At 76.3% G+C, this 19,319-nt stretch carries 16 protein-coding genes and 2 pseudogenes; 7 read left to right on the top strand and 11 right to left on the bottom strand.

Annotation, left to right across the window (positions count from 1 at the left end):
- Positions 1-5 precede the first annotated feature (5 nt).
- Positions 6-869 carry a hypothetical protein gene (locus MTO91_RS24105; protein ID WP_346103288.1) on the top strand — a complete coding sequence of 288 codons (864 nt, stop codon included), beginning with the start codon at positions 6-8 and terminating at the stop codon, positions 867-869.
- Here MTO91_RS24105 and MTO91_RS24110 read toward each other — a convergent pair.
- From MTO91_RS24110 to MTO91_RS24130, 5 genes and pseudogenes are all read right to left on the bottom strand, one after another.
- On the bottom strand, positions 866-2,047 hold the full coding sequence (locus MTO91_RS24110) for a S8 family peptidase (protein WP_346103308.1): 1,182 nt from the start codon (positions 2,045-2,047) through the stop codon (positions 866-868). The two genes, MTO91_RS24105 and MTO91_RS24110, sit on opposite strands and share 4 nt — an antisense overlap.
- A gap of 184 nt (positions 2,048-2,231) precedes the next feature.
- On the bottom strand, positions 2,232-2,801 hold the full coding sequence (locus tag MTO91_RS24115) for a TOBE domain-containing protein (protein ID WP_405414652.1): 570 nt from the start codon (positions 2,799-2,801) through the stop codon (positions 2,232-2,234).
- A 39-nt stretch (positions 2,802-2,840) separates the two neighbouring features.
- A pseudogene (locus tag MTO91_RS24120) lies at positions 2,841-3,347 on the bottom strand (ATP-binding cassette domain-containing protein); the annotation flags it as partial.
- The gene (locus tag MTO91_RS24125; RefSeq protein WP_476654956.1) at positions 3,344-4,117 is read right to left on the bottom strand and encodes an ABC transporter permease; all 774 of its coding nucleotides are present in this window, start codon (positions 4,115-4,117) and stop codon (positions 3,344-3,346) included. The pseudogene MTO91_RS24120 and the gene MTO91_RS24125, both read right to left, overlap by 4 nt.
- A 95-nt stretch (positions 4,118-4,212) precedes the next feature.
- Positions 4,213-4,617 (bottom strand): TOBE domain-containing protein, encoded by a 405-nt coding sequence (locus MTO91_RS24130; RefSeq protein ID WP_062398137.1) that lies wholly within the window; start codon positions 4,615-4,617, stop codon positions 4,213-4,215.
- A gap of 107 nt (positions 4,618-4,724) precedes the next feature.
- On the opposite strand from MTO91_RS24130, the gene MTO91_RS24135 reads away from it, so the two are divergent.
- Complete coding sequence (locus MTO91_RS24135; RefSeq protein WP_062398139.1) at positions 4,725-5,945, top strand: acyl-CoA dehydrogenase family protein; 1,221 nt, start codon at positions 4,725-4,727, stop codon at positions 5,943-5,945.
- 27 nt (positions 5,946-5,972) lie between these two features.
- Here the strand turns inward: MTO91_RS24135 and MTO91_RS24140 are convergent, their stop codons facing one another.
- The gene (locus MTO91_RS24140) at positions 5,973-6,251 is read right to left on the bottom strand and encodes a hypothetical protein (protein WP_251786765.1); all 279 of its coding nucleotides are present in this window, start codon (positions 6,249-6,251) and stop codon (positions 5,973-5,975) included.
- 270 nt (positions 6,252-6,521) lie between these two features.
- Between MTO91_RS24140 and moaA the strand changes: the two genes are divergently transcribed.
- Both moaA and MTO91_RS24150 read left to right on the top strand, forming a co-directional pair.
- Positions 6,522-7,580, top strand: coding sequence for a GTP 3',8-cyclase MoaA (gene moaA / locus MTO91_RS24145; RefSeq protein ID WP_251786766.1), 1,059 nt, complete (start codon positions 6,522-6,524; stop codon positions 7,578-7,580).
- Positions 7,581-7,582: 2 nt separating this feature from the next.
- Positions 7,583-7,867, top strand: coding sequence for a MoaD/ThiS family protein (locus MTO91_RS24150; protein WP_251786767.1), 285 nt, complete (start codon positions 7,583-7,585; stop codon positions 7,865-7,867).
- A gap of 84 nt (positions 7,868-7,951) precedes the next feature.
- Here the strand turns inward: MTO91_RS24150 and MTO91_RS24155 are convergent, their stop codons facing one another.
- Positions 7,952-8,413, bottom strand: a complete 462-nt coding sequence (locus MTO91_RS24155) for a hypothetical protein (protein WP_476652878.1) — start codon at positions 8,411-8,413, stop codon at positions 7,952-7,954.
- A gap of 103 nt (positions 8,414-8,516) precedes the next feature.
- On the opposite strand from MTO91_RS24155, the gene MTO91_RS24160 reads away from it, so the two are divergent.
- From MTO91_RS24160 to MTO91_RS24170, 3 genes are all read left to right on the top strand, one after another.
- Entirely contained in the window at positions 8,517-9,227 is a 711-nt protein-coding gene (locus MTO91_RS24160; protein WP_476652879.1) for a response regulator transcription factor, read from the top strand.
- The gene (locus MTO91_RS24165; protein ID WP_476652881.1) at positions 9,227-10,504 is read left to right on the top strand and encodes a HAMP domain-containing sensor histidine kinase; all 1,278 of its coding nucleotides are present in this window, start codon (positions 9,227-9,229) and stop codon (positions 10,502-10,504) included. Before MTO91_RS24160 ends, MTO91_RS24165 begins: the two co-directional genes overlap by 1 nt.
- A 107-nt stretch (positions 10,505-10,611) precedes the next feature.
- A complete protein-coding gene (locus MTO91_RS24170; protein WP_476652883.1) occupies positions 10,612-11,028 on the top strand; it encodes a PepSY domain-containing protein in 417 nt (138 codons plus the stop codon).
- 18 nt (positions 11,029-11,046) lie between these two features.
- Here the strand turns inward: MTO91_RS24170 and MTO91_RS24175 are convergent, their stop codons facing one another.
- The 4 genes and pseudogenes from MTO91_RS24175 to MTO91_RS24190 all read right to left on the bottom strand — a co-directional run bounded on the left by MTO91_RS24175 (position 11,047) and on the right by MTO91_RS24190 (position 19,229).
- On the bottom strand, positions 11,047-12,039 hold the full coding sequence (locus MTO91_RS24175) for a hypothetical protein (protein ID WP_405414641.1): 993 nt from the start codon (positions 12,037-12,039) through the stop codon (positions 11,047-11,049).
- Complete coding sequence (locus tag MTO91_RS24180) at positions 12,036-16,517, bottom strand: hypothetical protein (protein ID WP_476652884.1); 4,482 nt, start codon at positions 16,515-16,517, stop codon at positions 12,036-12,038. Before MTO91_RS24180 ends, MTO91_RS24175 begins: the two co-directional genes overlap by 4 nt.
- A 517-nt stretch (positions 16,518-17,034) precedes the next feature.
- A pseudogene (locus tag MTO91_RS24185) lies at positions 17,035-17,772 on the bottom strand (hypothetical protein); the annotation flags it as partial.
- Positions 17,769-19,229 (bottom strand): hypothetical protein, encoded by a 1,461-nt coding sequence (locus MTO91_RS24190; protein ID WP_476652885.1) that lies wholly within the window; start codon positions 19,227-19,229, stop codon positions 17,769-17,771. The pseudogene MTO91_RS24185 and the gene MTO91_RS24190, both read right to left, overlap by 4 nt.
- Positions 19,230-19,319 lie beyond the last annotated feature (90 nt).

Below are 19,319 nucleotides of genomic sequence, written 5' to 3' on the forward strand. Positions count from 1 at the left end.
CGGGCATGGCACGTCCGGGAACGGTGGACCGGGTCTCCGCGGCCGTCGCGGCGACGGGCGCGGTGGTGGTCGGCGGCTGGTTCGTCGTGACCGGGGTGCAGATCGAGATGGTGGGGGCGCCGGGCCGGGGACCGCTCGACCGTGCGTTCCCGTTCCTGCTGGCCGCGGCCGCGGTCGCGGTGTTCGGGCTGATGGCGTGGCGCTCGTGGCGGGCGGCGGACCGCGCGGACGCGGCCGCACCCCCGGTCCCGGCGCCGGTGGTGCTGCCGGCGCCGCTGCCCGGGGCGCCGACGACCCCGGCGCCGCCCGTCGCGGTGCGGGTCGTCCCGGACCTGTCGGCCGAGGGCCGGGACCGGCTGGCGCACACGGTCGCGGTACTCGAGCGCGCGGGGGTGCTGCCGTCCGGCGTCGTCGAGCCCGATGCGCTGGCCGGCGGGGTCGCCGACCACGGCGAGCCGGTCACGACCGGGGCCGTGCTGGGCGCGCTGGGCGAGGCCGGACCGGACGGCTGGGACGCGTTGCTGGCCCTCCTCCCGACCTGGGCCGAGCAGGACCCCGCCGAGCACGCCGCCGCGCTCGACCGGCTCGCCGGTCCGGACCACCGGGTCGCCGTCGCCGGAGCGTCGGTCGAGGTGGACGGCACGGCCGTCGCGGTCGTGACCGCCGGCCACCCGAAGGCCCTCGACCCCGGCCCGCTCGTCGCCGCCGCCCGTGCCCTGCGCGACCGCGGCGCGCCTCGGATCGCCTGGCTGTGGACCGACCAGCTGCTGTGGCTCGCGACGCCGTCGGTGTCGCCCGCCGAGCTGAACGACCTGCTCGACCAGCCCGTGTACGAGCTGTGGGAGTGGGCCGACGAGGCCCGGGCCTAGAGCCCGCCGGTCTGCAGCAGCCGGTTCGGGGTACCGCCGGTGCCGCCGCCGTCGATCTTCCCCGGCACCGCGTTGTCGACGATCCACTTCTTGACGGTGGTGGCCGGCGCGTCGCCGCGGGCCTGCTTGTACAGCGCCGCCACCCCGGCCGCGAAGGGCGCGGCCATCGAGGTCCCGCTGTAGGAGGCGGTGCCGCCCCCGGGGACCGGCGCGACGATCCGGGTGCCCGGCGCGTAGAGCGAGACGCAACGGCCGGTCGAGGAGTTCGACGAGCGCTTGTCGTCGATCGTCGAGTTCGCGACGACCAGCACGTCACCGATCGCACGGGGCAGCGCGGTGCAGTCGTCGCCGCCGGTGTTGCCGGCCGACGAGGCCGCGAACACCCCGGAGTCGATCATGCGCTGCACGGCCTGCTGGAGCATCGGCGAGCCGCCGTAGCTCCACGACATCACCGCGACCGCGGGGCCGCGCTTGTTCTTCGACACCCAGTCCAGACCGGAGATCAGCGACGACAGCGTCCCGGTGCCGTTGCAGTCGAGCACCTTCACGGCGCGCACGGTCGCGCCCGGGGCCACGCCGTAGTCCGTCGACGCGGCGATCCCGGCGACGACGGTGCCGTGCCCGTCGCAGTCGGTGTCGGTCCGGTCGATCGTGTTGAGCTCGAACCTCGCCCGGCCGCCGAACTGCGGGTGGCTCGCGTCGACGCCGGTGTCGAGGACGAACACGTCCACGCCGGCGCCGGTCGCGGTGTGCCGGTACTGCCCGTCCAGCGGCAGGTTCGGCTGGTCGATGCGGTCGAGCCCCCAGTTGCCCGGCGCCTGCTCGGCACCCGCGGGCGGGCCGACCGGCGCGTCCTGGTGGACGGCCTGCGGGTCGAGCGGGGAGATCGTGCGGTCCTCCTCCACCCCGACGACGCCGGGCCGGTCGCGCAGCTCGGTCGCCTGGGCGGGGGTGAGGTCCGCGGCGAAGCCGTGCACCACGCTGTCGAAGGTGACCTTCGGCTCGACGCCGACGGACTCCGCGGCGGCCCGCGTCTGCCCGTCGGTCGCCGTCTGCACCAGGTACCCGGCGGGTGCCGACGGCGCCGTCCCGGCGGCGGACGCCGTCGGTGCGAGAGGAACACCGAGCGCGACCGCCAGGACACCGGCAGTGACCAGACGGGCGGCACGGGGACGCATGGGGCTCACGGACAGCGACGCTATGCGCCTGTGACGCCTGGTGCGAGAGACACGATGGTGGCCCGGGTGACACCTGGGACCACCCGGGTGACGGAGCGTTTCGGTACCGGCCGTGCCGGGGAGGCCTGCCGACCGGGGCCCGGCAGGGCTCCGAGCTGCACGATCAGCGGATCGGCCGCGGCCCTCAGGCGTGCCGGCCGTGCACGGCGACCTCGGTCGCCTTCACCGCGAACCACACCTCGTGACCGGGTTCGACACCCAGTTCGGCGACGGCGGCCGGGGTGACGTCGGCGGCCAGCCCGGACACCCAGTCCGGCCCCCCGGCGACGGGTGCGGCCCGCAGCCGCACGGTGTCCCCGCGCGGCTCCAGCGCGGCGATCCGGACCGGGACGACGTTGCGCGGGCTGCCCTCGGGCCTGCTCGCGTGCACCGCGACCGCGGACGGCGGGAACACCGCGACGGCGGGCTCCCCCTCGGCCACCTCGACGACCCGGCCCCGGATCTCGGTCCCGTCCGCGGTACGCACCCCGGAGCCCTCGGCCACGCCCGGCACCAGGTCCAGGCCGGCGATGCGGGCGGAGAACGCGCTCCGCGGCCGGGCCAGGACGTCCCGGGCGGGGCCGGACTCGACGATCCGGCCCCGGTCCAGCACGACGACGCGGTCGGCGAGCACGAGCGCGTCGAGCGCGTCGTGGGTGACCAGCAGGGCGGTCTGCTTGCCGTCGGCGATGACCCGGCGCAGCAGGGTGCGCATCGCGGGGGTGGCGTCGACGTCGAGGGCGGCGAGCGGCTCGTCGAGCAGCAGCAGCCCCGGCCCGGGCGCCAGCGCGCGGGCCAGCGCGACCCGCTGCTGCTGCCCGCCGGACAGCTGCGCGGGGCGGCGGGCGGCGAGCCCGCCGACACCGACGGCGTCGAGCAGCTCGCGGGCCCGGGAGTCGGCCGCGGCGCGGGGCGTGCCCTGCGCACGCGGCCCGAACGCGACGTTCGCCAGCGCCGACAGGTGCGGGAACAGCAGCGGCTCCTGGGCGAGCAGCCCGACACCGCGCCGGTGCGGCGGCACGAAGGTCCCGTCGGCGGTGTCGAGCAGGGTCCGGCCGCCGACGCGCAGGTGCCCGGAGTCCGGGCGCAGCAGCCCGGACAGGATGCCGAGCATCGTGGACTTGCCCGCCCCGTTCGGGCCGAGCACCGCGAGCACCTCGCCCGCGGCGACCGACAGCTCCATGTCCAGGGCGAACCCGTCCCGGTCCAGCCGCGCCCTCATGTCCACACCGGGCTCGACCGTGTCGCCGCCGCTGCTCATCCGCGGCCGTCCAGCCCGCGCGGACGCCCGACGACGATCACGACCAGCGACACGACGACCAGCAGCAGCGACAGCGCGACCGCTCCCGCGACGTCGGTCTCGCCCTGCAGGTAGACCAGCAGCGGCAGGGTCCGGGTGGTGCCCTCCAGGCTGCCGGCGAACGCGATCGTCGCCCCGAACTCGCCCATGCAGCGGGCGAAGGCCAGCACCAGCCCGGACGCCAGTCCGGGCAGCACCAGCGGCACGGTGACCCGGCGGAAGGCCAGCCCCGGCGACGCGCCGAGGGTGGCCGCGGTCGCCTCGTAGCGCTCTCCCGCGGTCCGCAGGGCGCCCTCCAGCGACACGATGAGGAACGGCATGGCGACGAAGGTCTGCGCCAGGACCACCGCGGCCGTCGAGAACGGGATGAAGATCCCGAACGCGGTGTCCAGGCCCCGCCCGACCAGGCCGTTCGCACCGAGCAGGAACAGCAGCGAGAGCCCGCCGACGACCGGCGGCAGCACCAGCGGGAGCAGGACGACCGAGCGGACCGCGCGCATCAGGCGGGGCAGCCGGTTGATCCGGCCGCGGGCCAGGACCACCGCGAGCGGCCCGCCGAGCAGCAGGCACAGCGTCGTGGAGATCGCCGCGGTGAGCAGCGAAAGGCGCAGCGCCGACAGCGCGGCATCGCTGGTGAGCAGGCGGGGGGTCTCCGCCCAGTCGGCCTCCCACAGCAGCCCGAGCACGGGCAGCGCGATCACCAGGAAGCCGATGCCGGCCGGGACCCACATCCAGACGGGCAGTCCGACGCCCGTGCCGTGGCGGTCGGCGGCGCCCTCGCGGCGCCGGGTCGGGGCCGGCGCGGGGGCGGTGCCGGCCCCGGGGGTCACAGGTGCCCGCCCGGGGTCTCCACCACCACGTTCGTCGACTTGATCACCGCCACCGCGAGCGCCCCGGGCTCGAGACCGAGGTCGCGCACGGCCTCGCTGCTCATCAGCGACACCACGCGGTGCGGGCCGCACTGCATCTCGACCTGAGCCATCACCGTGTCGGCCAGCACCGAGGTGACCAGGCCGACCATGCGGTTGCGGGCCGAGCGCTGCACCACCGAGGGGTCCGGCGGGGCGGACGCGTGATCGCGGGCGAACGCGGCGAGCGCGGCTCCGTCGATGACCTTGCGGTTCGAGGCGTCGGCCTGCACCGGCAGCGTCCCCGCGTCCACCCAGCGGCGGACGGTGTCGTCGCTGACGCCGAGCAGTCGGGCGGCCTCGGAGATCCTGAAGTGCGGCACGACCCGGATACTATGGTCGCGCCTGCGGGGGTGCCACGGTGGATACCCCGCACGATGTCGGGATCGCGCACTGCCGGGGTCTGCGGACCTGTGGTCTGATCGGTGCCGTGGACTTCGCACCCAGCGCCGTGGCGGCCGACTACACCGCGCGCATGCGCGCCTTCCTCGACGAGGAGGTCCTCCCGGCCGAGGCCTCCTACGACGCGTTCCGGGCCGAGCGGCGCGGCACCCCGGAGGAGTGGGCCCTGCCCCCGGTGGTCGAGGAGCTGAAGGCGAAGGCCCGCGGGCGCGGTCTGTGGAACCTGTTCCTGCCGGACCTCTCGGGGCTGTCGAACCTGGAGTACGCGCCGGTCGCGGAGGTCTCCGGCTGGTCCCCGGTCATCGCGCCGGAGGCGATCAACTGCCAGGCCCCGGACACCGGGAACATGGAGACGCTCCACCTGTTCGGCACCGACGAGCAGAAGCAGCAGTGGCTGGAGCCGCTGCTCGACGGCGAGATCCGCTCGGCGTTCGCGATGACCGAGCCGGACGTCGCGTCGTCGGACGCCACGAACATCGAGACCCGGATCCGGCGCGACGGCGACGACTACGTCATCGACGGCCGCAAGTGGTGGATCTCCGGTGCCGCGGACGAGCGCTGCCGGATCTTCATCGTCATGGGCAAGACCGCCGACGACAGCGACGACACCGTGTCGACGCACCGCCGGCAGTCGATGATCCTCGTCCCGCGCGACACCCCCGGACTGACGATCGAGCGGCACCTGCCGACGTTCGGCTTCCAGGACCAGCACGGGCACTCCGAGCTGCGCCTCGAGGGCGTGCGGGTGCCGGCGTCGAACCTGCTCGGCGAGGAGGGCGGCGGATTCGCCATCGCCCAGGCCCGGCTCGGCCCCGGCCGCATCCACCACTGCATGCGGCTGATCGGCATGGCCGAGCGCGCGCTGCACCTGATGACCGAGCGCGCCCAGGCGCGGGTCGCGTTCGGCAAGCCGCTGGCCGAGCAGGGCGTGGTGCGCGAGCAGATCGCACTGTGCCGGATGGAGATCGAGCAGGCCCGGCTGCTGACGCTCAAGACGGCGTGGCTGATCGACAACCACGGCGCGAAGGGCGCGGCCACCGAGATCGCCGCGATCAAGGTCGTCGTGCCGCGGATGGCGTGCACCGTGATCGACCGGGCGATGCAGGTGCACGGCGGGGCCGCGATGAGCGACGACACCCCGCTGGCCTACTTCTACGCCTGGGCGCGCGCCCTGCGCTTCGCCGACGGGCCGGACGAGGTGCACATCCGCTCGGTGGCCCGGCAGGAGCTGAAGGCCCACCGGTCCTGATCCCGGTCCGACGGCGACGCGGCGGGCTCAGACGTTGCGGGAGCGCAGGATCCAGTACTCGCCGATGCAGCCGTCGGCCGCGGTGGGCGGGCACCCGGCGGTTCCCGCTCCCACCGAGTAGGTCTTCTCGCAGGTGAAGGTGAAACCGCTGAACGGCCCCCCGGCGGCGATCTGCTGGCGCGAGCCCTCGGCCTGGCAGGCGTCGTAGGACGTGAACACCGGCGCGGGTGCCGCCGACGCGGCCGGGGCCACGACGACGGCGGCCGCGGCTGCGGCCAGGGCGGCGGGGACGAGCTTCGACAACATGGCGGTTCCCTCCTGTGGGGCGACCGGCCACCGGGGCGGCCGGTCCGTGTCGTCCTGGAGCCCGGGACGCTAGGCGGGGCCGCCCGGGAGCCCTCCCGGGACGGCGGGCGGGACGTCTCGATGTCCCTGTCCTGTCGACTAGGTACACGATGACTAGTTCCGCACCTGCGACGGCGTGGCCCCGGCCACGTCCGCGGGTGCGGATCACGGTTCTGAGCTGCGGAAACCCGCCCTGGGCGGGCCCGCACGGCGGGGGTTAGCCTCGGGCCCATGACCACCGAGCTCGGCCTGCCGTCGCTGCGGGGCGGCACGTCCCGGGACCCGGCCCGGCCGGCCGACCCCCGCCTCGTCGACGGGTTCGGACGGGTCGCGACCGACCTGCGGATCTCGCTCACCGACCGCTGCAACCTGCGCTGCACCTACTGCATGCCCGCCGAGGGCCTGGACTGGATGCCCCGCGAGGAGCAGCTGACCGACGCGGAGCTCAACCGGCTGATCGCGCTGGCGGTGCGCGACCTCGGGATCGAGGAGCTGCGCTTCACCGGCGGGGAGCCGCTGCTGCGCAAGGGCCTGGAGGAGATCTTCTCCGCGGCGTCGGCGCTGGAGCCCCGCCCGGACATCTCGCTGACCACCAACGGCATCGGGCTCGCCCGCCGCGCCGAGGCCCTCGCGGCCTCCGGGGTGAACCGGCTCAACGTCTCGATGGACACCCTGCGTCCGGAGCGGTTCGCGCAGATCACCCGGCGCGACCGGCTGTCGGACGTCATCGACGGGATGGCCGCCGCGCACGCCGCGGGCCTGTCCCCGGTGAAGATCAACGCGGTGCTGCTGCGCGGCGTGAACGACGACGAGGCCGCGGACCTGCTGGAGTTCGCGCTGACCCACGGCTACCAGCTGCGTTTCATCGAGCAGATGCCGCTCGACGCCCAGCACGGCTGGCGCCGCACCGAGATGATCACCGCCGAGGAGATCCTCGCGAGGCTCGAGGAGCGCTTCGTGCTCACTCCGTCCGACGAGGACCGCGGCGGTGCGCCCGCCGAGCGGTTCGTGGTGAACGGGGGCCCCGCCACCGTCGGGGTGATCGCCTCGGTGACCCGTCCGTTCTGCGGGGCCTGCGACCGGACCCGCCTCACCGCCGACGGCCAGGTCCGCACCTGCCTGTTCGCCACCGGCGAGACCGACCTGCGCGCCATGCTCCGCGGCGGCGCGACCGACGCCGAGATCGCCGACGTCTGGCGCGACGCGATGTGGGGCAAGAAGGCGGGCCACGGCATCGACGACCCCGGATTCCTGCAGCCCGCGCGCCCCATGAGCGCGATCGGAGGATGAGCATGACCCCCTCGCTCACCACGCCCCTGGTGACCCGCACGCTGACCGTCCGCTACTTCGCCGCCGCCAAGGCGGCCGCCGGCACCGGTGAGGAGACCGTCGCGCTCCCCGGCGACGCGACGGTGGCCGACGCCGTCGCCGCACTCGGCACCGCGCACGGCCCGGAGCTGGAGCAGGTGCTGCTGCGCTGCAGCTTCCTGCTCGACGAGGTGGCGGTGCGCGACCGCTCCACCGCGGTCGGCGGGGCGGCCACGCTCGACGTGCTCCCGCCGTTCGCCGGCGGCTGAGACCCGGCGCCTCCGGCGGGGAGCCCGGTCCGTCCGGGCTGCTCGGTCCTCGGGGACGGTCGCTCGGTCCTCGGGGACGGTCGGTCAGTCCTCGGGGACGGTCGCGACCCGGCCGGTCGGCACCCCACCGGCGCAGCTCAGCGTGACCCGGACGTCCGGGACGTCGTCGCCGTCGAAGACGACCTCGGCCGGGCCGATGTCCTTGTCGTCCTCGCGCTCCCAGCCCTGCGCGGGGTTGACCGACACGATCCGCGGGGTCGCGCCGTCGCACCGGACCAGGACGTTGCCCGCCGTCCCGGCCTGCACCACCGCGGGCGGGGCGGAGGCGGGTGCCGTCGTCGGGACGGGCGCGGGTGCCGGTGGCGCGGCGGTGGCGGCCTGCTGGGCCAGGCGGGCGTCCACCTGCTCGGCACTGAGCGGCTGCGTCTGTGTGCCCGCGAGGTCGCTGCCGATGCTCCCGACGGCCGTCAGGCCCAGGAGCAGGGCACCCGCGGCCGCGGCGGTCCAGAGCGCGATCTGCAGGACGGGGCGCGTCGGTCGTTCCACGCGCACAGCATGCCCCGGACCCCGGTTAACGGATCCCTAAACGGGACACAAGCGACGGCTGTGCCCGCCGCGGGCGGGGTCGCGGCGGATAGGTTCTCCCTCCGTGGCCCAGATCCTGATCGTCGAGGACGACCCCGGCATCCGCGGAGCGCTCATCCGCGGGCTGACCGAGCGGGGGCACGCCGTCGACTCCGCACCGACCGCGATGGCCGGGCTGGAGCACGCCGTCGGGAAGCGGCCCGACCTCGTGGTGCTCGACCTCGGCCTGCCCGACATGGACGGCACCACCATGCTGCGGATGCTGCGGGGCGCCAGCACGGTGCCGGTGATCGTCGCGACCGCCCGCGACGACGAGACCGAGATCGTCTCCGTGCTCGACGCGGGCGCCGACGACTACCTGGTCAAACCGTTCGCCGCCGCCCAGCTCGACGCCCGGATCCGGGCGGTGCTGCGCCGGCTCGGCGACGGGGCGGGCGACCCCTCCGTCGTCGTCGGCGGGCTGTCGGTGGACCCCCGTTCGCGGCGCGCGGTGCTCGACGGCACCGAGCTGGAGCTGACCCCGCGCGAGTTCGACCTGCTGCACCACCTCGCCGCCCGCCCCGACCAGGTCGTCAGCAAGCGGGAGCTGGTGACCGAGGTCTGGCAGCAGCCCTACGGCGGCGCCGACAAGACCGTCGACGTGCACCTGTCGTGGCTGCGCCGCAAGCTCGGCGAGACCGCGCAGGCCCCGCGCTACCTGCACTCGGTGCGCGGCGTCGGGGTCCGGCTGTCCGCGCCGCCGGCGCCGCCGGGGACCGGGGAGGGCACCGCCTGATGCGACGGCGCATCCTCGTCCTCGTCGGGGCGACCGTGCTGCTGGTGCTGGTCGCGTTCGCGGTCCCGCTCGCGACGCTGATCCGCACGGTCGCGGAGAGCTCGGCGGTGTCCGCGGCGACCGTCCAGGCCCAGGTGCTGACCCCGGCCGTCGCGGGCGGGGACCGGTCGGTGCTGGTCCCCGCCGTCCAGAACGCCGACGGCCGCGACGCCTCCGACGTCTCGGTGTTCCTGCCCGACGGCACCGTGCTCGGCGCGCCCGCACCGCGGAGCCCGGTCGTCCGGCTGGGTCTGCTCGGGACGAGCGCGTCGACCGAGGCGGCCGGCGGACGCGAGCTGGTGTTCGCGGTGACCGGCGCCGCGGGCGGCAACGCCGCGATCCGCGTGTTCGTCCCCGACGCCGAGCTCACCCGCGGGGTGACCCGCTCCTGGCTGCTGCTGGGCGGGCTGTCGCTGGTGCTGCTCGCCGGCGGGCTGCTGCTCGCGGACCGGCTGGCCCGCAGCCTCGTCGACGCCACCACCGACCTGTCCGGGGTGTCCGAGCGGCTCGCGGCCGGGGACCTGTCCGCGCGCGCCGACCCCGGCGCCCCGGCCGAGCTCGGTGTCGTCGCGAGCGCGCTGAACGGGCTGGCCGGGCGGATCTCGGAGCTGCTGCGCGAGGAGCGGGAGAACGTCGCGGACCTGGCACACCGGGTCCGCACCCCGCTGACCGCCCTGCAGCTCGACGCCGAGGCCCTGCGCGACCCGGACGAGTCCGCACGGCTGTCGGCCGGGGTCGACGGCGTCCGGCGCGCGGTCACGGGCGCGATCGAGCAGGCCCGGCGACGCGGCGGCACGACCCGCAGCGCGGACGCGGCGGCCGTCGTCCGGGAGCGGGTGGAGTTCTGGCGGGTGCTGGCCGAGGACACCGACCGCTCGGTGACCCTGCACCTGGCCGACGGCCCGCTGCCCGTGGCCTGCGCACCCGGCGACCTGGAGGCCTGTGTGGACGCGCTGCTGGGCAACGTCTTCGCGCACACCCCGGACGGCACGGCCTTCGACGTCGAGCTGTCGGCCCGGACCGGCGGCGGCGCCCGGATCGTCGTGCACGACGACGGTCCGGGGCTGCCGCCCGGGACCGACCCGACCTCCCGCGGGGTCAGCGGCGGCGGCTCGACGGGGCTGGGCCTCGACATCGCCCGGCGCACCGCCGACCAGGGCGGCGGGGCGCTGACGGTGCTCTCCCCGGCCGGAGGCGGGCTGCGGGTGGAGCTGGAGCTGGGGCCGCCCGCGGGCTGAGCGGGCACCGATCTTGGGGTGCCGTTAGGAGTCGCGCAACGCGCCGTTGATCGACTGCGCGGCATCGTCACCGGTGTCAGCACGACCCCTCCCGGAAGGACATCCCGATGCCCTCGACGCTCTCCATCGCCGCCCTCGCCGCCACCGGCCTCCTGCTCGTCGGCGGCGGCGCCGCGTGCGCCTCGCCGGCCGAGGTCGCCGTGACCCCCGCCGCGCAGAGCGCCGCCGACACCGCCCCCGCACCGGGCGCCGGTGCCGCCGTGGACCGTGCCGCGGCCGAGCGGATCGCCGTCGAGCGGGCCGGGGGTGGGCAGGTCGTGACGGTCGAGTTCGACCGCGCCGACGACGGCCGCGACGACGACCGCGACGACGACTCCCGCTCCGACGGCCGCGACCACTGGGAGGTGGAGGTCCGCACCGCCGACGCCGAGCACGACGTCGACGTCGACGCCGCGACCGGCGAGGTCCTCGACCACGACGTCGACCGGAACGACCGCACCGACGACGACCGCGACGACAGCTGATCCGGACCGGGTGAGCCCTCAGGCCGGGGCGAGCCCGTCGCGCCAGTCCGGGTCGCCGGCCAGGACCGTGACCCCGACGGCCTCCTGCGCCAGGCGCGCCCCGGCCGCGAAGAGGTCGCGGACGGGGCCACGCAGTCCGGCGTCGAGCCACTCGACGTCGCTGTGGTCCACCGTCCGCGCCGAGGCCGGGCGCCCGTGCCGCAGCAGCGCCCGGTACAGCCCGGTCGCGGGCCGCACCGGCGGCAGGCCGTGCGCCTCGGCGAGGTCGGAGGCGGCCCGCGGGATCCGCAGCCCGGCGGCGTCGACGTCGCCGAAGTAGCGGACCGCCGCGGGCGGGTCGTCACGCAGGGCGAGCACCGACGCGGTGAACGCGTTCCCCGCGCCCCAGGCGAGGCCACCGACCGGGCCGGGGTCGGGCTCCAGGGCGCGGCGCAGCGAGTCCAGGGTGTCGGCGTTCCCGACGACGAGCAGCACCGGCCCGCCGCCGGGCAGGCGCTCGCGGTGCAGCGGCGGGACGACCCGGCGGGCCCGCAGGACCTCCGGGGTCAGCCCGCCGGGCAGCGGGCCGTCGAAGGCCTTCTCGTCGCCGGTGATCTCCAGCGCGCGCTCGCGCAGCGGGACCTCCAGCGCCCGGGACGCGTGGGCGAACAGCCAGTCGTTGACCTGCAGCAGCACCCGCGACGGCCGCCGCAGATCCGCGGCCCCCGCCAGCGCGGGATGCCACGGGCCCCGGTCCACGGCCGGTGCGGCGTCGGTGCGCGGCCGGACCAGCCGGACCGAGTTCGGCAGCGGCGGCACCCCGTCGTCGGTCCGGCCGGTCGGCTCCAGCACGCCCGCGGCGGCCAGCTCGGCCAGGACCCCGGCGAGGTTCCGCCGGGCGTCGACGCTGCCGACCATCGTGGGGTCCGCCTGCAGGAACGCCGCGCGCACCGCCGAGCGCGGGATCCGGGTCCGCCCGGAGGCCGCCAGCAGCTCCGCGAGCCGCTCCGCGACCGGCCCGGGCGGGGTCATCCGGCCGACCCCGCGCCGTCGTCGCCGGTGCCGGCGGCCACCGCGGCCTCGGGGCGCCGGTAGACGCGGGCGGCGGTGATCCGGCCGCCGGGGGCGTCGGCGTCGGGCACCGACCGGGTGACCCGCTCGTCGACGGACAGGTACTTGCGTCCGGCGCGCAGGTCGGCGTCGTTGCGCAGCCGCACGAGCAGCGGGAACGACGACAGCGCGCCCGCGTCGAACAGCCCGGTCGTGTAGACCAGCTGCACCCCGAGGGCCTGCGCGACGCCGAACTGCAGCTCCAGCAGGTACCCCGCCGACGCCCGCCCGATCGGGTTGTCGAGGAACAGCACGCCCGCGTGCGCCCGCCTGCCCTGCCCGCGCTGGTGCGCCCGCAGCGCCGCCATCGTGCAGTACAGGACGATCGCCGCGGTCAGCTGCTGGCCGCCGGAGAACACGTCCTTGATCGCGGAGACCCGCAGCCGCTCGGTGCGCAGCACGGCGTCGGGCTTGAGCATCTCGACCCGGACGCCCTTCGGCATCGCCGCCCGGACCCCGCGCAGCAGCATGGACATGCCGTCGCGCCGGTCCTTCGCCTTCCCGCCCGCCATGACGGTGGCGGTGCGGTCGACGACGGCGCCGAGCTCGTGGCGCAGCGCCGCGTCGGGCAGCTCCTCGAACCGGATCCGCAGGAACTGCTGGCCCGACCAGTCGCCGAGGCCCTCGGGCAGCTGGGACAGCCGCTGCGCGAGACGCACCGTGCGCAGCGCCTCGCCGACCATCCCGGACAGCCGGGTGACGATCCCGGAGCGGTGCCGCTCGATGTTGCCGAGGTCGTCGTCGAGGGAGCGCAGCCGCGGGCGCAGCGCGGCGATCCACTCGGCGGCGAGGCCGGGCATCTCCGACCGGTCGACGCCGCCGATGTGGCGGTGCACCGGGGAGCTCAGGGTCGCGAACCGCGGGTCCTGCGCGAAGCGGGCGACGGCGTCGACCCCCTCGCGGACCTTCTTCTCGGCCCGCGTCCGCTCCCCCGCCGCGTCGCGGACCGCGTTCTGGTGGCGCTTGAGCGCGGCCTGGGCGGCCTCGACGTCACCGTCGAACGGCACCCCGGACGGCTCGGGCGTCTCGTCCAGCGAGGACACGACCAGCCCGAACCCGCGGGCGAGGTCGGTGGCGGTGCGGTGGGCGCCCTCGGCGTCGGTCCGGGCCCGACGACGGCGTTCCAGGTCCTTGCCCGCCGCGTCCAGGTCGGCCGTGGCGCGGGCGACCAGCTCGCGGCCGTGCTCGGCGTCGCGGGGCGGGTCGTAGGGGTCGATCGGCCGCTCGCCGCCGGTGAACCGCTCCAGTTCTCGGCGGGCGACGGCCAGCTCGGTCGCGGCGTCGGCGCGGCGGCTCTCGGCCTCGTCGTAGGCGGTTCGGGCCTGCTCGGCGGCGGCGCGGCGGCTGGCGGCGTCGGCGCCGTCGGGGGTGTGCAGGAACGCCGTCGCGGCCTCGACGACGGTGCGCGGCAGCCCGTCGACGGCGACCCGCCGCTCCCGCGCGTCGGCCTCGGCCCGCTCCAGCGCACCGTGCAGGTCGGTGTCGACGGAGGCCGAGGCGTAGGCGTCGCGGGCCCGCTGGAACTCCTCGCGCAGCTCGGCCAGCGACGTCCCGGGGGTCCCCTCCGGCTCCCCGTCCCGCCCGCCGACCTCGTCGGCGGAGACCGGGAGCGCCGCGGCCTCGTCGCGCAGGGTCGTGCCGATGCCGCGCTGCCGGTCGCGCGTCTGCTGGGCGTCGGCGGCCTCGCGACCGGCGCGGTCGGCGGTGGTCCCGGCGGCGTCGGCCTCCTCGCGGGCCCGCGCGGCGTCGGCCTCCCCGGTGCGCATCCGCTCCTCGTGCGTCGCCCGGCGGGCGAGCTCGGTGCGCAGCGCGGCGAGCGCGTCCGCCCGGCGACGGGTGTCCCCGGCGGTGCGCTCCAGGCCGGGCCGGTCGACGGTGAGCCGGTCAGCGCGCTCGTCGAGGTCCTCGACCTCCGCGCGGGTCGCCTCGTGCTCGGCGACGGCGGCGGCCCGCGTGGTCTCCGCGGCCTCGGCGGCCTCGGTGAGGTCGGCGAGGGTGGGACGTCGGTCGCGCAGCGCGGCGAACCGGTCCCGCAGCCTGCGGTCGTCGTCGAGGACGGTCTCCAGCTCGGCGAGCCGGGCGGCGCGCTCGGTGGTCTCGTCGACGAGCCGGACCCGGACCTGTTCGGCGGCCTCCTCGTCGTGCAGGGCCGGGTTGGGCGGCACGACGAAGTCGATCCCGGGCGCCGCATCGGCGTCGGCGCGCAGCGCGGCGGTGGTACCGACCGCTACCAGGCAGGCCGGCAGCAGCCGCGCCGCGTCCAGCTCGGCGCGGGCCCGCTCGGCGTCGCCCGCGTCGTTGAGCAGCACCCCGCCCGCCAGGTGCGGTAGCCGCGCCAGCACGGTCTCCCGGTCGGGGGCGGGCAGCTTCGCCAGGTAGCGACGGCCGGACCAGGCGGTGATCCCGGCGGCCTCCAGCACCGCGAGGACGTCCTCGATCTCCGTCGGGTCGGGCAGCAGGCCGCCGTCGCCGAGCGCGGCGAGCGCGCGTTCGTCGCGGCGCTGGTCGCCGTGCAGGGTCGTCCGCTCCCGCTCGGCGCCGCGGATCGCGGTGGTCAGGGTGTCGACGACGAGGCCCGCATCGGTGTCCGGGCGGATCTCGTCGAGTCCGAGCAGCTCCGCGGGCCGGACCTCCCCGGCGAGCGCGACGGCGTCGGCCTCCGCGGCGGAGCGCGCGGCCTCGGCGGTCGCGGCGTCGGCGCGGGCGGCGGCCGCCGCGTCCTGGGCGGCGGTGCGGCGGGCCTCGGCGGCCCGTCGCTCCTCGCGGATCGTGGCAGCCGCGGTGTCGGCGTCGGCGAGCGCGGTGGCGCACCGCTCCGCCTCGGTCCGGGCGGCGGCCGCGGAGTCCTCGACGTCGGCGGCGGTCGAGCCCGCCTTCAGGTGCCCGGCGGAGACGGCGGCGGCGACCCGGGTCTCGAGGTCGTCGAGGGCCTCGCGGGCGGTGGCGGCGGCGCTCTCGGCGCGAGCGGCGTCGGCGGTGCGGGTGACCTGCTCGCGACGGGCGGCCGCCGCGCGCTCCTCGGCGTCGGCGCGGTGTTCCTCCGCCGCGTCGGCGGCGGCGTCGGCCTCCGCGGCGACCCGGGCCAGCGCGACCGCGAGCGCGCGGGCGGCGTCCTGCCGGGCGGCGAGCGCGGGCCGGGCCTTCTGCTCCTCCTCCTCGACGCGGGCGCGCAGCCGCGCGGCCTCGGCGGCGGCGACGCGGTGCGCCAGGACCGGTTCGACGGCGTCGCGGGCCATCGAGACGGCCGACGCGGCGTCGCGCTCGCGGGTCGCCTCGGCCGCGGTCCGCTCGGCGGCCTCGACGGCGAGCCCCGCGGTGAGTCTGCGCAGCTCACCGACGGTGTCCTGCAGCCGCTCCGCCGCCCGGGCCGCGGACTGCTCGGCCTCGACCGCGCCGGTGGCCTCCTCGGCGGCGGTCACCGAGCGGGCCTCCTCGGCGATCCGGCGGGCCGCGATCCGCGACGCGGTTGCCGCCAGCTCGGTGCGCGCGGCCGTCTCGGTGTCGCGGGCGGCGGTCGCGGTGGCCTCGGCGTCGACCATCGGCTCGAGCCGGGACAGCGTGCCGTCGACGAACTCCCGCTCGGTCTCCAGCTCCTCGCGCTGGGCGAGCCGGTCGGCGTAGCCGGCGACGAGCTCGGCGACGTTCTGCGGCTCCGCCGGGTCGAGCACCGCGCGCAGCAGGAAGTCGACGAACGCCTCGTCGGAGGAGAACGAGAACGCCTCGGCGGCCTCGCCCTCGCCGGCGTTCATCGCGCGCTGGTAGCGGAACAGCTCCGGGTCCAGGCCGACCTCGACGAGGTGGCGGGTCCAGTCCCGGTGCCCGGTCTCCCAGGCGAGCTCGGAGTCGGGGTGCTCGCGGTGCGCGGTCTGCAGGCGTTCCCGGAAGGCGGCCAGGGTGACCCGGCGCCCGTCGTGGGTGAACGGCAGGTCGTCGAGGCCCATCCCGGGGGCCGGCCGGAAGGAGAACCAGGCGTCGGCCAGCTTCTCCGGGTCGCTGGAGGCGACGTGCCCGCGCCACTCCGACACCTTCCCGGTGACCAGCAGCCGTCCGGTGCCGACGTGCATCCACTCGCAGACGACGTGCGCCACGTCCTCGGCCAGCACGAAGTTCTCCAGCACCGTGGTGCTGGTGGTCCCGACCACCTGGCGCCGCCCGGGCAGCAGGACCGAGAAGATCAGCTTGAGCAGGACGGACTTGCCGCCGCCGTTCTCCAGGAACAGCACCGAGGCCGGCGACGGCCGACGCGGCGTCGTGCGGTCGAGCGCGTCCGGGGCGAACAGGTCCTCCTGCACGGCGACCTTCACCGGGGCCCCGACGCCCCGCAGGTCGAGCGCGACGTCCTGGTAGCGGGCGGCGGTCGGACCGACGGAGAACAGGCGGACGCGGGTCAGCTCATACATCGCGGTCCTCCGTGGGGTGGTCGGTCGGCGGGGTGTCCGACGGGCCGGCCGGATCCGCACGCTCCGTACCCGTATCGGCAGGGTGTCGGTCCCCGGCCGTGTCGCCACCCCCGGCACCGTCCTGTGCGAACTCGCTTACCGGGTCAGCGGGTTCCCCCGACACAGCCCCGCCGACGGGATCGACAACGCCCATCGGGTCACCGGCCACGCCGTCACCCCCGACACCGCTCTGCACGAACTCGCTTACCGGGTAAGCGAGTTCCACGGACACGGGGCCCTCGACCGAGCCGACCGAGCCGTCGATCCCGGCACCGTTCGCCCCGTTCACCGGATGAACGATGTCCGAGGAGGTCTCCCCCACAGGCTGCCTCGCCGCGGGTGCCGGATCGAGTGCCGACGACGGCCCGGCCGTCTCCCCCGACCCCGGCGGATCGTCGAGGTCGGGCGCGCTTCCCGTCCCGGCCGCGCTCTGAGCACCGGACCCGGGCGCGTCGAACACGCCGTCGTGCTCGGTCACCAGGGTCCCGGCGGCGGTCGCGGCGGGCAGGACGTTCAGGGCCAGCAGCTCGTCGAAGGCCCGCTGGGCCGCGAGCTCGCGCACCTGCACCTGGTAGCGCGGCGTCGTCCGGTAGGCGCCCTCCGCGCCGACCGGGACGAGGAAGCCCTGGTCGGCGAGGAACCGCAGCGCCTTGCCGACGATCCCGCGGGTGGTGGACTCCCCGACGCGGCCGTCCTTGGTCGCGGTGGCCTCCGGGCGACGCTGCCAGACCCGCCAGACCTCCTCGAGCTGCGGGGCGTCGGACTCGGGATCGGCGGGACCCGCGGCACGCTCGGCCAGCACCCGGCAGGCCTCGCGGACGGCGCCGTCGACGAGCTCCACCGAGACCCGGCCGACGTAGGAGTCGTCGCCGAGGTCGTCGGGGCGCGGGAAGGCCAGCGCGGCGACGGCGAGGTGCGCGATCCCGTGCAGGACCTTGTCGGCGCCCCGGTTGGCCAGGGCGGTGCGGCGGGCGTACTCGTCCATCCGGATCTCGAACACCGAGCCCTCGGTCGCGGCGAGCACGATGCCCGGGCCGGTGTCGACGGCCAGCACCACCAGGCCCAGACCGGACGCGACGCGCTGCACGGTCGTGCGGAACTCGTCGTCCTCGCGGTAGCGCCGGACCAGGTCGGCGTAGTCGGGGTCGCGGCCGGGCAGCGCCTTGGGGCGCATGCCGTAGCCGACCAGGCGGGCCGCGGTCTCGGTGTCACTCATGTCTGCGCCGTCCGTCGGTTCGTCTGTCCGCCCTGCACCCCGGCCCGCGCCAGCAGCAGGTCCGCGCCGCCGAACTCGGGGTCGTCGAGGACCGTCCCGTCGTCGACGGCGACCAGCACCGACGGGTCGCCCTGGGTCCGTGCCGTGGCCACCGCCGTCCCGACGGCGTGCATCGCCCGCAGCGCGACCAGCTGCGGCAGCTCCGCCCCGGCCGCGCGGGCCGCCGCGAGCGCCGCGGACAGCCGCACCGGGTGCTCGACATCGGCGGGCAGCACCGCGTCGGCGGCCGCCCACGTCTCCACCCCGAACCGCTCGCGCGGCTGCGGCGCCAGCTCCGGCTCGGGCACCTCGGCGCCGAACGGGTCACGGTCGCTCGGCGGTGTCAGCAACGTCTCGACCAGCCCGCCCAGGCTCGGCACCGACGGGTTCCGCACGCCGGCCCCGGCACCGAAGTAGCCGGTCACCGGGTCGTGCGCCGCCTCGACGGTCAGCGCCAGCGACGGCCGCAGCAGCTGCCCGAACACGTCGACGGCGGCCCGCTTCGGCCTCCCGGAGAACTGCTGGCGGTCCTGCTCGGCGCGGAACGACGCGCCCGCCTCCTGCAACCGTGCCTGCAGCTGGGTGTGTCGCTGGATGCAGTCGTCGACGACGGTCACCAGCTCCGCGGCCTGCCTGCGGCGCCCGGGCTCGGTGGCCTCGTCACGGGCGTCGGCGATGTTCGCCTTGATCACCGTCTCGGCGCGGTAGCGGGACTCGATGTGGGTGAGCGCCTCGTCGAGCAGCTGCGGGACGGCGTCGAGCCAGTCCACCGAGCGGACGTCGCGCCGGGTCGCCTCCAGCTTGCGCCGCAACGACTCGGCGTACTGCACGGTCCGGTAGCGGGCCTGCTCGGCCGCCAGCCGGGCGTCGCCGAGACGACCGCGGACGATCAGCGTCTCCAGCTTCGTCTCGGCGGCCTCCTGGGCCGACTCGACGTCGGTGTCCAGCGCCCCGACCAGCACGTTGATCGCCTCGTCCGAGGCGCGCAGGTAGATCCCGCCGTTCGGGGCGGCCACCTCGAGGAGCAGCTTGAAGTCGAACCGGCGACGCACGTAGCGCCCCTCGTCGTCGGTCGTGCCGTACTCCACGGCGAACCCGCGGTCGATCGACCCCACGTTGATCAGGTTGTCGATCACCCACTGCGCGACGCGGACGTACTCCGACCGCGGCGCCCCCGGCACCTGCGCGCCCACGAACGGCAGCAGCCGCCGGACGACCTCCGCGTGGTCGGCACCGTGGTCGAAGTCCATGGCCAGGGTGACCTGGTCGATCGCCTGCAGGCCGATCTCGGCCATCTGGTAGCCGGTCGCGTCCCAGTCCAGCCGCCCCTTGCGGGCGTCGAGGTCGTGCAGCGGCGCCGTGCAGGCCAGGGCCTTCAGCCGGCGCGCCACTCCCTCGTCCGGGCTGATGGTCGACACCCCGACGACTGTAGTTCGGCCGCTCCGGGCCCTAACGCCGCCTTAGGGCTCACGCAGCGCGACCTTGGGGAGGGCGGCGGCACAGTTCCC

It is taken from the genome of Pseudonocardia sp. 2-7, from assembly GCF_056341085.1.